11 protein-coding genes and 2 pseudogenes are annotated in these 13,211 nt (G+C 68.1%); 4 read left to right on the top strand and 9 right to left on the bottom strand.

What is annotated here, in order from left to right; genetic code table 11:
- Positions 1 to 116: 116 nt before the first annotated feature.
- The 3 genes from OG485_RS33040 to OG485_RS33030 form a co-directional block, all read right to left on the bottom strand.
- Positions 117 to 686: a DUF305 domain-containing protein gene (locus tag OG485_RS33040; protein ID WP_328674750.1), complete on the bottom strand. Its 570-nt coding sequence runs from the start codon at positions 684 to 686 to the stop codon at positions 117 to 119.
- 26 nt (positions 687 to 712) lie between these two features.
- Positions 713 to 2,083 (bottom strand): DUF1996 domain-containing protein, encoded by a 1,371-nt coding sequence (locus OG485_RS33035; protein WP_328672232.1) that lies wholly within the window; start codon positions 2,081 to 2,083, stop codon positions 713 to 715.
- A 180-nt stretch (positions 2,084 to 2,263) separates the two neighbouring features.
- On the bottom strand, positions 2,264 to 3,517 hold the full coding sequence (locus tag OG485_RS33030; RefSeq protein ID WP_328672231.1) for a family 16 glycosylhydrolase: 1,254 nt from the start codon (positions 3,515 to 3,517) through the stop codon (positions 2,264 to 2,266).
- Positions 3,518 to 3,880: 363 nt separating this feature from the next.
- Here OG485_RS33030 and OG485_RS33025 point away from each other — a divergent pair, with 363 nt between their 5' ends.
- Both OG485_RS33025 and OG485_RS33020 read left to right on the top strand, forming a co-directional pair.
- Entirely contained in the window at positions 3,881 to 4,873 is a 993-nt protein-coding gene (locus OG485_RS33025; protein WP_328672230.1) for a LacI family DNA-binding transcriptional regulator, read from the top strand.
- 484 nt (positions 4,874 to 5,357) lie between these two features.
- Positions 5,358 to 5,555: pseudogene (locus tag OG485_RS33020) on the top strand (CorA family divalent cation transporter); the annotation flags it as partial.
- Positions 5,556 to 5,604: 49 nt separating this feature from the next.
- Here the strand turns inward: OG485_RS33020 and OG485_RS33015 are convergent.
- Together OG485_RS33015 and OG485_RS33010 are read right to left on the bottom strand one after the other, a co-directional pair.
- Entirely contained in the window at positions 5,605 to 5,796 is a 192-nt protein-coding gene (locus OG485_RS33015; RefSeq protein WP_328672229.1) for a hypothetical protein, read from the bottom strand.
- Positions 5,797 to 6,274: 478 nt separating this feature from the next.
- On the bottom strand, positions 6,275 to 6,613 hold the full coding sequence (locus OG485_RS33010; protein WP_328672228.1) for a MerR family transcriptional regulator: 339 nt from the start codon (positions 6,611 to 6,613) through the stop codon (positions 6,275 to 6,277).
- 815 nt (positions 6,614 to 7,428) lie between these two features.
- On the opposite strand from OG485_RS33010, the pseudogene OG485_RS33005 reads away from it, so the two are divergent.
- Positions 7,429 to 7,530, top strand: a pseudogene (locus tag OG485_RS33005) (hydrophobic protein); the annotation flags it as partial.
- Positions 7,531 to 8,142: 612 nt separating this feature from the next.
- The gene (locus OG485_RS33000; protein ID WP_328672227.1) at positions 8,143 to 8,982 is read left to right on the top strand and encodes an RNA polymerase sigma factor SigF; all 840 of its coding nucleotides are present in this window, start codon (positions 8,143 to 8,145) and stop codon (positions 8,980 to 8,982) included.
- Between the two features lie 157 nt (positions 8,983 to 9,139).
- Here OG485_RS33000 and OG485_RS32995 read toward each other — a convergent pair whose 3' ends face one another.
- The 4 genes from OG485_RS32995 to OG485_RS32980 are packed head-to-tail and all read right to left on the bottom strand — an operon-like array spanning position 9,140 to position 12,859.
- Positions 9,140 to 9,664 carry a MarR family winged helix-turn-helix transcriptional regulator gene (locus OG485_RS32995; protein ID WP_328672226.1) on the bottom strand — a complete coding sequence of 175 codons (525 nt, stop codon included), beginning with the start codon at positions 9,662 to 9,664 and terminating at the stop codon, positions 9,140 to 9,142.
- 59 nt (positions 9,665 to 9,723) lie between these two features.
- Positions 9,724 to 10,197: an STAS domain-containing protein gene (locus OG485_RS32990; protein WP_328672225.1), complete on the bottom strand. Its 474-nt coding sequence runs from the start codon at positions 10,195 to 10,197 to the stop codon at positions 9,724 to 9,726.
- Positions 10,194 to 11,279: a cobalamin B12-binding domain-containing protein gene (locus OG485_RS32985; RefSeq protein WP_328672224.1), complete on the bottom strand. Its 1,086-nt coding sequence runs from the start codon at positions 11,277 to 11,279 to the stop codon at positions 10,194 to 10,196. The genes OG485_RS32990 and OG485_RS32985 overlap by 4 nt, the downstream gene beginning before the upstream one ends.
- Entirely contained in the window at positions 11,276 to 12,859 is a 1,584-nt protein-coding gene (locus OG485_RS32980; RefSeq protein ID WP_328672223.1) for a PP2C family protein-serine/threonine phosphatase, read from the bottom strand. Before OG485_RS32980 ends, OG485_RS32985 begins: the two co-directional genes overlap by 4 nt.
- Positions 12,860 to 13,211: the final 352 nt, after the last annotated feature.

The raw sequence follows: 13,211 nt of genomic DNA, 5'->3' as shown, positions 1-13,211 counted from the left end.
CTTGTCCCGAAGAAGCTCCATTGCCCCGCCGTTGTGTCCTCTCGTCTCCGCTGACGGCCATCACCCGAACGGTCACCGTGGCCGGGGGCGTCGCGGCCCGCTTCCGCCTGCTGCTCCTACGGTTGCGTCACCGTGGTCTCGCCGCCGGGCGTCGCAGGCCGTACCGGGTGCAGCCTGTCCAGCCAGGAGGTCTGTTCGGCTGTGCTCTTCGCGATGGCTGCTGCCAGTTCCTTCGCCTTGCCGGCCCGGCCCTGGGTTCGCTCGCTCGCACAGAGCATCCGAGACTGCATGAAGTGGGCGTGCAGCGCGCCGGTGAGAATCTGGTCGAACGCCTGACCGTTCGCGGCGGCCGCCTTCCTGAGGGTGCCGAGGCTGACCATGCCCGGCATGTTGTGCCCCTCGTGGGGGCGGGTATCGGGGACGCCTGAGAGCTGCAGCACAGCGCGCAGGCGGCGCAGGTCGTCGCGCAGTGTCGATTCGGTCTTCGCCGCCAGCACCGTCAGGGCCGGGTCTGACGTGCGGGAAGGAACCAGATCGGTCAGGAGCTGCGCACGCTCGGTCATGGGGATCATCAACAGGATCCAAGCGGTGTCGGTTGCGTTGAAGGCCGATACCTGCGCCGTGTCGGCTGTCGGCGACGTGCCGGTTGTCGACTGCGCGGTGCAGCCGACAACCGGCATCGCCATGGCCACGGCGCATGCCGACCACAGACTCAGAACGTGCCTGCGGAGTTGCATTTGGCCTTCTGGGTGATGCAGTCCTTCACGCGGTGCCCGAGAGCGTCATTGTCCCAGGCGTTGAAGAAATCACCGTGGATGGACGACGCCATGCCCGAGGCCAGCCGGAAACCTGCGGCACTGCCGCTGGTCGGGTAGCTGAAGACGAAGGAGATGTTGGGGATGGCGACCGGATAGGCGCCACTGCACTTGCCGTCGTACGTGAACGCGACGTGTGACTTGTGGTCGGGACTGTCCAGGTTCTTGCCGTCCCAGCAGTCGGGGAAGACGAGTTGGTGGGTGAGGTGGGCCTTCGGAGCACAGAGCGGCCAGTTGCCGTCGGCGCTGCGGCCGATCTCGCCGCCCTCGCCGGAGCACCAGAACTGGCCGGTCGATCCTGCCGGAGTAGGCGTCTGCGCCTTGGCGTTGCCTGCGATCATGCGGAATCCCTGCGGGAAGGGAACGGTTGCCGCAGGCTGGTCGATCCGGGAGCCGTAGTAGACGATCATGCCCTCGGGTTCGACGGCCTTGTCGCCCTCGTAGAGGGTGGGGATCCAGTACGCCGAAAGGTCGTCGGCAGGGGTGCAGCTGGTCGGCGTGTTGGCCAGCAGCGACTGGGTCGTGGAGAACGCGTCGGTGCTCTTGTTGCCGAAGAAGCTGTGCATGTGGGACGCACCGGGAAGGCCCGGTAGGACGATGGGGTCGTCCGGCTTGGAGTGACTGTAGGTGCAGGTGGCGTTGAACTCCGGAACCCGGACCACACCGGCGGGCACCGCGGCCGGCGTCATCGCGCGGAACTGAGTCAGCTGAGCGTTCCACTTGGCCTGGTCGACGGGGACCCATCCAGCCTCTGCGCCACCCCCCTCGCCGACGAAGGAGAACCAGTTGATGTTGACGAAGTCACCGGGTGTCGTGCCGCGCAGCACGGCGAACACCGTCTGTGAACCGGTGGGATGGGTGGTGACTTCGGTGGCCCGGGTCACCCAGCTCTGCCAGCCGCCGGTCGGGGAGGTGGGTACGACGGCGAGCAGCGGGCCGGTCAGGCCGGCGGTGTGCAGCTCCACTGTGCCCGAGCCGACGGCGGAAGCGATCCGGGCCGACACCGTCAGCCGGCCGGCCACGCCGAGGTCGACGTTGTCGAAGCGCATCCAGTCGCCGTCGGCGAGGAACGCGGCGTTCTGCCCGCCTCCGGTGTCCGCGGTCGCCTCCAACACGACACCCGACTGGGCTGCGTAGGACTCGGCCCGGATGGTGACCGTCGCGGCCTGCGCCTGCGGAGCCGAGACGGTCAAGCTCAGGGCAGCGGCCAGCACGACCGCCAGAGCATTCACTAACAGCGTGTACAGATGGACGGGATATCTGCGCATCTCACTTCCTCACGTCACGAGCATGGGGGATGAAGGACTGGCTCCTTGCCGGAGCACAGCGATGGGGAGAGCACGAGCAGGGCAGCGGCGTGCACCCGCGGGGCTATCCGGTTGTCCCGGGCTGCCCCGACCGGGCGGGCGGAGCGGCCCGGGAGCCTCGCGAACGCCGGGGGCCGGGGATTACCGATAGACCCGCACATAGTCGACGAGCATCTTGGAGGGGAAGGGGGTGCCGGCGTCTGTCGGGCCCGGCCAGTCACCTCCGACCGCCAGGTTGAGGATCAGGTAGGAGGGGTGGTCGAAGATCCACGGTCCGCGCGTCCGCTCCACCTGATCCTTGTCGAGGGAGAAGACGGTCCGGCCGTCCAGGCTGTAGGTGATGCCTCTGCTGTTCCAGTCGGCAGCCCAGGTGTGGAAGTCGTCGGAGAAGTCGGCGTTCCCAGGCAGTGTGTACGGCGCGCCGATCCCGCCTCCGCCGTTGTAGGCGGGCGCGTGGACGGTCGAGTACGCGGTCTTCACGTCCTTGCCGAGGACTTCCATGATGTCGACCTCGCCGTTGTACGGCCACGGCCGGCCCGTCAGGAAATCGGCGCCCATCATCCAGAACGCGGGCCACAGGCCGTTGCCCTTGGGCACCTTGATGCGTGCTTCGACGCGCCCGTAGGTGAACTGGAACGTCGCGCCGGAGTTCATCCTCGCCGAGGTGTACTGACAAGTGGTGCTGCCGCTCAGCGGGTCGGGCGGGCACGACGATCCGGCGGTGATCTCCTTGCGCGCTTCCATCACCAGGTGCCCCGCCCCGTCCAGTGCGGCGTTGCGGTGGTCGGTGTAGTACTCCAGCTCGCCGTTCGGCCCGGTGCCCGGATCGGCCCTCCACTTCGAGGAGTCAGGCTTGCCGCCGACGGCACCATCGAAATCGTCGCTCCACACCAGCCGCGGCGGGTTCGCGGGGTCACTCGGCAGGGGCGGAGCCGGTATCGGATCGCCGCCGGTGCCGTACACCTGGAACTCCCACAGCGAGTAGCCGTAAGGGGTGGCACGCTGCGTGCCGTACATCCGTATGTAGCGGCCCGTGCCGGCAACGGCCAGACTCTGGGTGCCGCCTGTGCCTATGGCCGTTCGGTGGACGACGGTCCAGCTCTCCGCGTTGCTCGATACCTCGATCCTGAACGCCGTGCCGTACGCAGCTTCCCAGTTGAGGACGACCCGGCTGATCTCGGCGCTTGCCCCGAGGTCGATCTGAAGCCACTGCGGATCGGCGAAGGCGCTGGACCACCGCGTCCCGGGGTCACCGTCGACGGCGCTCCGAGCGCTGAAGACTCCCTCGGTGCTTGAGGCTGTGGCGGGCTTTCCCTGAGAGAGCAGAACCTCCGCTGCCTGAGCGACGGGAGCGGGGAGAGCGATGAAGGCGAGCAGGGAGGCCCCGAGGGCCAAAACTAAGCCGAAGCGACGCAAGAGCGTTCTCACGGGCGACTCCTCAAGTGGGGGGGAGGTGAGGGAGCGCTCCCTGAAGGGGAGGATGAGGGTGCCGGTAAAGACTGTCAAGAACCTTGTTCACCTTGAAAAAACAGCGACGTAACGTCCACGAAGCGCACAGGGAGCGATTTCTCGCGGCTTCCGCGGCAGGCCGACAGTCACGGAGGTGACGCAAAGGGAGACGCGGCCCTGAGCACGTTCATGCCACCCCGGCCTGCGGATACGCTGTCGGCATCGCCATGACGCAGAGCCGGAGGCCGCCCCGATGAGAAAACGCTCCCCGCGCACGAATCCAGGCGGCGGCACGGGGGACGGACAGGCATGAAACGCCCCACTCTCGAAGTGGTCGCAGCCCGGGCGGGCGTGTCCAAATCGAGCGTCTCCCGCGTCATCAACGGCGAGACCACGGTCGCCCCGCAGATCCGAGACGTCGTCATGCGCGCCGTGGACGAATTGGGCTATGTGCCCAACGGGGCGGCACGCAACCTCGTCACCCGCCGCACGGACACCCTCGCCGTAGTGGTCTCCGACCCACCTCAAGGAGTCGTCTCCGACGACCCCCTCTTCTCCGCCGTGGTCCGCGCCGTCAGCAGAGAACTCGAGACGGCGGGCAAACGGCTCGTGCTCATGCTCGCGGAATCGGACCAGAGCCGCACCAGAGTGGTGCAGTACATCGCCGGCGGACATGTCGACGGCGTGCTCCTGGTCGCCCTGCACGGTACGGATCCGCTGCCGGCCGCACTGGCCCGGCAGGGACTGCCTGTCGTGTCCTTCAACCGCACCTCCGCACAAAACGTCCCGTACGTGGCCCTGGACAACGCCGGCGGAGCGGCACTGGCCGTACGTCACCTTCTGGAGCGCGGCCGGCGTCGGATCGCCACCATCACCGGGCCGCTCGAACTCTACGAAGCGCGTGAGCGTCTCGACGGCTACCGCCAGACGCTGCGTGACACCGGCCGTCGCTCCATCGCGGCGCTGGGCGACTTCACCAGAGCCTCCGGCGACGAAGCCATGCGCCAGCTCCTGGAGGACGACCCGGACCTCGATGCGGTGTTCGCGGCCAACGACCTGATGGCAATCGGAGCCCTGCGCGCCCTCCATAAAGCGGGCCGACGTATCCCCGAAGACGTGGCAGTCATCGGCTTCGACGACATAGAAGCCGCGTCCTACTCCATCCCCGCGCTCACCTCGGTGCGCAGCCCGATGGCCGACCAGGCAACCGCCGCCGTCCACCTGCTCCTCAGCCTGATCGACGGCGGCCCCACAAGCCCGGTGATCATGCCGAACGAACTCGTGGTGCGCGAATCGACCTGACGTGCCGGCAGCAGGAGTTCAGTGGACGCCGCATTCCCTGCGGGCCGGCATCACCTACCGCCTCGGCCGGCGTCCAGCCGTTCTTCCTCTCGACCGGGACGGCCCCGTCTCGATACACCAAACAGGTTCCGCCCTGGCCATTCACCTGCTGCCTTGCCCAACGGTCCGCCAGTAGGCGGCCGGCGCAATCCAGAGCTCATGGAGAGACTCGCGAAAGGTGTAGCAGAGACTGCCGACGACTTCCGGACCAACCGTCGGCAGTAACGGCCCGTGATCAACGGACCCGTGAAAGGGGCTTCCGCAGCACGCCCCACCGACCACGCGCCGGGCCGTTCCCTGGGGAGAATCCGGGGAGTACGAGCGGCTTCGGGGAGTGCGCGGGGAGAATCGACCGCGCAACCGGACGCGACCTTGAAAGACCCAGAAAGACGAATCAGACCAGGCCAGAGGCCCATGCAGTGACATCACCGCAGGTCAGCGCCCCCAGGTAGACAACTTCAAGAAGATCTCCAGCTGGGCGGCAATTCTGTTTGCTCCCACACTCGTAGGAACTATCTACGGCATGAACTTCGAGAACATGCCGGAACTGGGCTGGCGCTTCGGATACCCCTTCGCGATCGGCTTGATGGGGGTGGTTTGCGCCAGTCTGTACGTGATTTTCAAGCGACGGGACTGGCTCTAGGCTCCTCGCACCACGCTCAGCTCTTCATCGCGCTTCGCTCTCGCATCTCTCACGGATCGAGCGAGAAGGGGCCCTGGGGAGTATTCGGGGAGAAACGACCGGCCTGCACCACGCCTACCGGCAGCGCGGCGGCCGTGGAGGCGTCGAGCATGGCGGTCATCGGGTGGCCGGGGTGTTCGGCACGGATCAGCGCAACGCCTTCAGTTGGTGTCGCCGCCGACGCCGTCACCGTCTGGGTCAAGGGTGCAGATTCTCGGGGCCGACCCACACGGGACCGGGAAGGTCCGAGCAATCCACGTCGGGGACGCCGGCGGGAAGCCCGTCGGGCAGATCGGGACGTGCGGGCACGTACGGCGCCGAGGGCTCGATCGTCTCCGGGCAGGCTGACGACGGATGGGCGGGGGGCGTCCCCGGCTCGGGGGATCACCGGCCAGTACTTGTCGCTGGGCGGGAATCAGGACGGCTTCGGTATGGCTGCTGCGGACGAGGGATTCGTTGGCGAAGACCCCCTGCTCGTTCCAGACGTACAGCAGGTAGCGGTCATGGCGATCGTTCACTCGGCATCGCGCTGGATGCGCGCACTGCTGCCCGACGGAAGGAGCCCGGCGGTCCGGGCGGTGGCCGCATCGGAGAAGCAGGCGCCCGCTCCGCTGTGCCAACCTCCAAGAGCCGGGCGCGGCAGCCGCGAAGCTGCTGGGAATTTTTAGGTCTCAACCGTCTCAGGCCGCGGCCGTCGGGTTCGCCGATTCGGCGGCGCGGCGGTATTCGGCGTTGATGCGCTGCGCTTCTTCCAGCTGGTCTTCGAGGATGACGATGCGGCAGGCCGCCTCGATGGGGGTGCCCTCATCGACGAGTTCCCGGGCGCGCGCGGCGATGCGCAGCTGGTAGCGGGAGTAGCGGCGGTGTCCGCCCGCGGAGCGCAGCGGGGTGATGAGGCGGGCTTCGCCGATGGCGCGGAGGAAGCCCTGGGTGGTGCCGAGCATCTCGGCGGCCCGCCCCATGGTGTAGGCGGGGTAGTCGTCGTCATCGAGTCGGCGGTACGAGTCGTCTGCTGTCATTGCACCTCTCTGCGGAACGCGTGGAGGGGCCCTGGCGCCATTGGCGCCAGGGCCCCGAAGGAACTGCTACACCATCTGCCGGCCCTGGTACTGCGCCGGCCTCATGTTTCCGCAGACCCGACCGAGATACTGCCGGGGGTGCGGGGATCGCGGTTGCTCGACCGGAGACCACCTCACTATCGATGTCCTGCGGTACCCGGGCCCACAACGTCCGCCCGGGCGATCCTGATGGCGATCGGCCCCTCCGTTCTTCCCTCGGTGATCAATCCCCCACCAACCAGGGGACTGCATACTGCCGGTACCGCTCTACTGCGCACTGCTGGTGATGCGAACTGCTCAGCTGCGGTCCTGCTCGCGGCGGCCCCTGATCACTGCGGGCCACCCGGTCCGGTCGTCAGTCCCGTCGCCGTCCTGCAACCACCCTGGCTTCGAAAACTCCACCACCGCACCGTCCTGCGCACTGCAACTACGTACCGCTGCCTGGCAGTTCGTCTCTGCCAGGCACTGCTGTCTCTCTGAGCTACGAGAGAAACCATAGCCACGCCACCACCCAATGTCTACTCTGTCCAGCATAGATTTTCGCGTGTCCGGTGGAGAGGTAGTCGGCCTCGAACAGCTACGCCAGGAGGAGAGCCGTCAAGGTCTCGGAGCTCGTCACCAGTGCCCCGCGCCACGGCGCGGAATCTGCGACTCGGACTCGCCGCCTGACGGCCGAGAGAGCACACTCCGGAGGGACGCAGGCGTCTGTCCGCCCTCCACGGAGGGGCGGACAGCACTGATCCCGGCAGCCAGCAAGCTGCCGGGATCAGGGGCGGATCGCCGTCATCGTGCTGGTGGCACGGGTCCTCGGCTTCGTGATCCGACCCGCGGCAAGCGGCGGCAAGCGCGGCCGCTGGTACCGCTGGTACCGCTGGTAAGCGAGCCTGAGCAGCGCACCGACACGGGTGGGGCACGACGCCGTAGCGTCGGGCCCCACCCGTTTGCCGTCTTCCTGCTACCGCAGGGATGAAAGTGGCGATTCCGCCGATTAGGGGTACCTGGAGGCCGTGGCCGGAGATGGCCACGACGCCAGGAACCATGGCCTCCGGCACGGCGCCTCCGGCCGCCATCCGCTCTCGTAAGCGCGCATGCGTGAGTTCAAGAAGTCCAGGAATACGGCTTTCTGAGGATGCGTCACCGAATTCGATGCCACTTGCACGACTCCGCGCTTCGGCTGCGGGAGTGGCAATGGATCTCGGTGAGGAAGCTGTTCTTTATGAGTGACGACATCTGGGGCTACCAGCCGACCACCGGCCACACCGCAGGCACGGCCTGACCTCAACGCGACCCCAGAAGCGGGGCTCACCGGAGACGTTCGGGGTGGACCCCACTTCACGCCGACCAGATGCAGCCCACCAGGCGAAATCTCTGGTGCGCCGGGTCCGCTCTAAAATCGCCTGGCATGCATTTTTCGAACCCGGGTACGCCGTCTGTTGCCAGCGCGCAAGGGGCCGGTGGCTGAAGGCTGGATCACGCAGGAGGGGCCGGACATGACAGTGACGGAGACGGTAGAGGCGCGGACCGTGGCGCTGCCGGAGATCGCGGACCCGTCGCAGGTCGCTCCCAAGGACGCCCGGAAGTTGTCCAGGCTGTTCTTCGACCAGCTCACCGTTCTGGAAGAGGGCACGCCCGAGTACCAGTACGCGCGCAACACCCTCATCGAAATGAACATCACCCTCGTCCGCTTCGCTGCCGCGCGTTTCCGCAGCCGCAGCCAGGACGAGATGGAGGACATCGTCCAGGTCGGCACCATCGGCCTCATCAAGGCCATCGACCGCTTCGAACTCACCCGCGAAGTCGAGTTCACCTCCTTCGCCGTCCCTTACATCGTCGGTGAGATCAAGCGCTTCTTCCGCGACACGAGCTGGGCCGTCCACGTCCCCCGGCGCCTGCAGGAAGCCCGCGTTCAGCTGGCGAAGGCCACCGAGGAGCTCCGCAGCCGGCTCGGGCGCACGCCCACGGTCAAGGAGCTCTCCGCGCTGATGTGCCTCAGCGAGGAGGAGGTCAACGAAGCGCGTCTGGCTTCCAACGGCTACAACTCGTCCTCTCTGGACGCCGCCGTCAACTCCAGCGACGACGGCGAGGCCGCGCTGGCCGACTTCATCGGCGCCGACGACAACGCCCTCGAACTCGTCGAGGACTTCAACGCTCTGGCTCCCATGATCGCCGAACTCGACGACCGTGAACGGCGCATCATCCACATGCGGTTCGTCGAGGAACTCACCCAGGCCCAGATCGGCGAGCACCTCGGCGTCTCCCAGATGCACGTCTCCCGTCTGCTCAACCGCACCTTGGCCAAGCTGCGCGAAGGCATGCTCGCCACCAACTGACCTCGCTCGTTCGCGACTTGCCGGCGGCGCTGCCCGCCTTGCGGGGTAGGGGGCGCCGCTGGTTCATTCATCAGCGGGTGTCGGTGCGTGGGCGTGCTTCGACCGCTGGTGGGGGTCTTTGGCCACAACCGGTCTGCTGCGATGGCGTGTACGAATGTCAGGCGGATCGGGCTGCGTCTCGTGGTAGGGAGACGGGTGGAACGTCCTCTGGAGCAAGGCGGAGCATGGGCTGGTCGACCAGGGCCTGCTGCAATCCGGCGAGGGCTTCGGTCAGTGCGGTGCGCTGCCGGCTCGGCATGCTGTCGAGGGCCTGGACGAGGAGTTGGTCGCGCCGTTCACGGATTCGGGCCAGGTGCTTGCGGCCTACCCCGGTCAGGGAGAGCGTGACTTCGCGGCGGCTGTCCGGGCAGGGCCGGCGTTCGACGAAGCCGAGGGCCTGGAGGCGGTCGACCAGGCGGCAGACCGAGGGCGGCGCAGCGCCCAGGAGCCGGTTGAGGGCTCGCATGCGTATCCCGTTCTCGCGGTCGACGATGTACATCACGCGGAGCTGGGAGACGGGGATGTAGGGGGGTGGGGCGTCGCGGTCCTGTTCCCACATGACGTCGAGGAGTTCGGCGATGCTGCCGGCCTGGCGGGCCGCGGCGCGAATGGGATCGAGGGTGGGGCGGGTGCGCTCGGTCATGCGGGTTCCCATCCGAGGGGCCTGGTCCCTGATGCCGGTGACACACGCAGGGTGGGACGTCAGCCGCTGGAGTCCGATCCGGAGGGCCGGTGCCCCTGGCCGGCGCGGTCGAGGGGGATGCCGTCCTCTGACGTATGACGATATGCCATGCGGTGGGGCTCGGCGTGACCGCTCGTCGTGACAGCGTGGTGGGGGACGAGGTGGTCCAGGGTGCCGGTGATGTCCAGCATCCGGTCGAGAGCCGGGGGCCGGGCGTCCAGGTAGAGGGTGACGTGTGCGGCGGTGGTGCGGCGGTGGAGCATCAGCAGCATGGCCAGGCCCATGGAGTCGAGGCCGTCCAGGTCGCTGCAGTCCAGGTGCAGGGCGTGCAGGCCGGGCGTGCCTTCGAGGTGCTCGGTTGCGGCAGCCAGGAAGCACTCGGCACAGCCGTGGTCGAGGAACCCGTGCGCCTCCAGGATCAGGACGCCCTCGTCCGGGCTGGGTGCGGTGGTCAGGTGGAAATGGGTGGGTTCGAATCCAAAGGGAGGCGTCATGCGGTGTTCCTGGAGTCGGAGGCGATCACGGACCTTGTCCCGATGAGGCAGCCGGTGGCCTGGGTGAGCATGAGAGTGGCCCGGGGGAAGTCCTTGAGCTGCTCGCTCAGGATGTCCAGGGCCGGAGTGAGGGAACGGGCGGGGACGCTGCGGGCGTTGAGGATTCCGGCTGTCCAGGTGAGGAAGTCGGTGAAGAGTTCCGGGTCGCCGGTGTAGAGCGCGGCGGCCAGGAAGTCCACGATGTGCGCGATGTCCTCGGCCGTGTGCTGGCGTTGTCGGGCGGTGTAGTCGCGCATGGCGGGGAAGCGTTCTTCCAGTGCGCCCATGACCGCGCGCACCAGGCGGGTGTGGGTGCGGGCGACCATGGTGTATTCCTGGTCGGCCAGGTGCGGCAGGTCGTCGATCGGCTGGTGCGCCGGTGCGGGGCGGGGCAGCGGTCCCTGGTCGAGCCGGTCCGCAGCGGTCCTCGCGTCCGGTGCCCAGGCGTCGGCGCCGAGCAGGCGGGCGTACTGGCCGTGCCGACCGAAGGCGGCCCCGCCGACCAGGACGGGAGTGCCGGTGGCCTGGACCGCGGTGATCGTGGCGTGTGCGGTCGGCAGGCGGGTGGCGATCGAGCCGGAGAGCGCCACCATTTCGGGCCCGGTCTGGTGGATGTGCGTGATCAGGTGGCTGGTGGGGACCTGAGCACCGAGGTAGTCGACCCTCCAGCCGCGCAGTTTGAGGACTTCGGCCAGGAGGCGGGCGGGCAGGCCGTGCCACTCCCCGTCCACACAGGCCACGATCATCCTGCCCCGGCCGACTGCGGCGTGGGCGGCGTAGTGACACGAGAGTGCGGCGACGGCCCGGTCGTTGATCGCGGTGGCAGCGTGTTCCTGTGCGACGGTGAGGCGGTTGGCGGCCCACTCCTCGCCGACCTTGCGCTGGACGGGCGCGATCACGTCCTGGAGCACGCTTTCCGCCGGCGTGCCGTCCTCCAGCGCGCCGAAGACCGTACGGGTGGCGGCCTGCTCGTCGCCGAGGGAGACCGCCTCCCACAGCTGGTCGATCCGGTGCTCCAGGGAGAGTGTGGCGGTAGGACTCATGCAGTGAACCTGCCCCGAGTATGGCCATCCACCGCGCTGAGGTGGTGGGAACGGGGAGCGGCGATGACCATGACGGCCATGTCGTCGTGCGTCGCGGATCCCACCCACTGGGAGACGAGCATCTGCACGTGTTCCACGATCGCCTCCGCCGGCATCCCCGAGCACTGGGCCAGCGCGTCCTTCAGGCGGTCCTCGCCGAACATCTCGTCGCCGAGCGGGCCACCCTTGGCCTCGGTGATGCCGTCGGTGAACAGCACGCAGAACTCACCAGGAGCCAGCGTCTCCTGAGCGGTCGTCGCGCGGGCCGTGGGGAAGACCCCGACGAGAGTGCCGCGGGAGCTGCCTTCCTCCACGGTGCCGTCGCTTCGCACGATCAGGGCCGGCGGATGTCCGGCGCTGGTCACCTGAAGGCGCACGGAACCGGCCTTGCGCACAGCGGAGGCCATGACGAGGGTGGCGAATCGGGTGTGGTGGGAGTTGATGAGCGCGCCGTTGAGCAGGTCGATCATGCGCTGGTGGTCGTCGGCCATGGGCAGCAGAGCCTGAAGCGTGTTGCGTATCTTCCCGGTCAGGACGGCGGCTTCGAGGCCTTTGCCGCAGACATCGCCCAGGACCGCGAAGGACGCCTCGCCGTCGGTGGCGGCGGGGTGGACGTCGTAGAAGTCGCCGCCGATGCGCTCGCGGTCCTTCGATGGCCGGTAGCCGCCCGCGAAGTCCACTCCCGAGATCTGGCGCAGGACCGGCGGGAGCAGGTCCTGCATCAGGGTCCGGGAGAGAGAGGACTGCTCGGCGTAGAGGCGTGCCGCGGACATCGCGGCGCCGGCGCGGGCGGCGAACAGACGGGCGAAGACCTCCTCCGCCTCACTGAACGCGGTCTCCCCGCTGCGTCGCAGCAGGATCAGGGCTCCGGCGGGCACACCGTGCCCTGGCAGCGGCGTGACGACTATCGAACCGACTGTGCCGAATCCGTCGGGGACGAGCCAGGCCGGGGCCGAGGCGGGGTCGATCCATCGCGACGGCACCGGGGGGAAGCCCTGGAGAGCCTCCCCCAGACCAGGGACTTCCCCGGGGTCGACGTCCCACTGGAAGCGCTGCGGCGCACCGCCGCGCAGGCAGACCACGACCGGCAGCCGGTGGGCGCTGGGGGGCGCGATGACCAGCGCGGCGTCCGCGAGATGCTCGGCGGCCAGTTGGGCGGTCACGTCCATGCACCGCTCCAGATTCAGTGACGAGAGCAAGGTGTTGGAGGCTTCGGTGAGGAAAGCGGTCCGCTCGCGCTCCATCCGCAGTGCTTCACGGGCCAGCCGGTGATCGGTGTCGTCCACGAACCACCACACGACGTCCCCGTCGTCCTGCACGGTGGGATGGGCCTCAAAGGTCCGCTCCCCTACCGGACCCGACACCAGAACGTCGTCGCTCGGGCCGTCTGCCACCTGGCGTGCGTGTGCGTCCGCGAGCCAGGCCGGCACGCTCCCGGCCAGGGCGGCACCGGAGCGGATCCCGGGGAAGAGTCCGCCGGCCTGGGCGTTGACGTGGAGTACCGCACCGGCGGGATCCGCGACAAGGACTGGGCAGGGCACGGACGTCCATGGCACATAAGCCGGAGCATCGGCGCTCACGGCTTGTTCCTGCTGGGTGGAAGTCACAAATACGAAGGCCCGCTACGCGAACCCCTCACCTCATCCGGTCGAAGAAAGTTGCCCTACGGCAACCATCCTCCACCAGGACCATCGCTGGCAACCCACCCCCATTTCGAACTGCCTCCGAACGGGCACTTCACTCGCCTGCAGCTCCGGCGCCTGCGGCAGTGACGTTCTCACCCCCGGCGGAGACAACCGCCTCACCTGACAAAAGACGCAGGTCAGAGCCCAGCGAGGCTTCCGATGCGCCAGAGCGGCGCGTCCCCGCCCGGGGCCCCGACAGGGCGGGTGA

Origin of the sequence: Streptomyces sp. NBC_00328 (assembly GCF_036139655.1) — a bacterium.
GTDB lineage: Bacteria > Actinomycetota > Actinomycetes > Streptomycetales > Streptomycetaceae > Streptomyces.
Note: the sequence above shows the minus strand (reverse complement) of the source record. Positions and strands in the feature narration are given on the sequence as shown.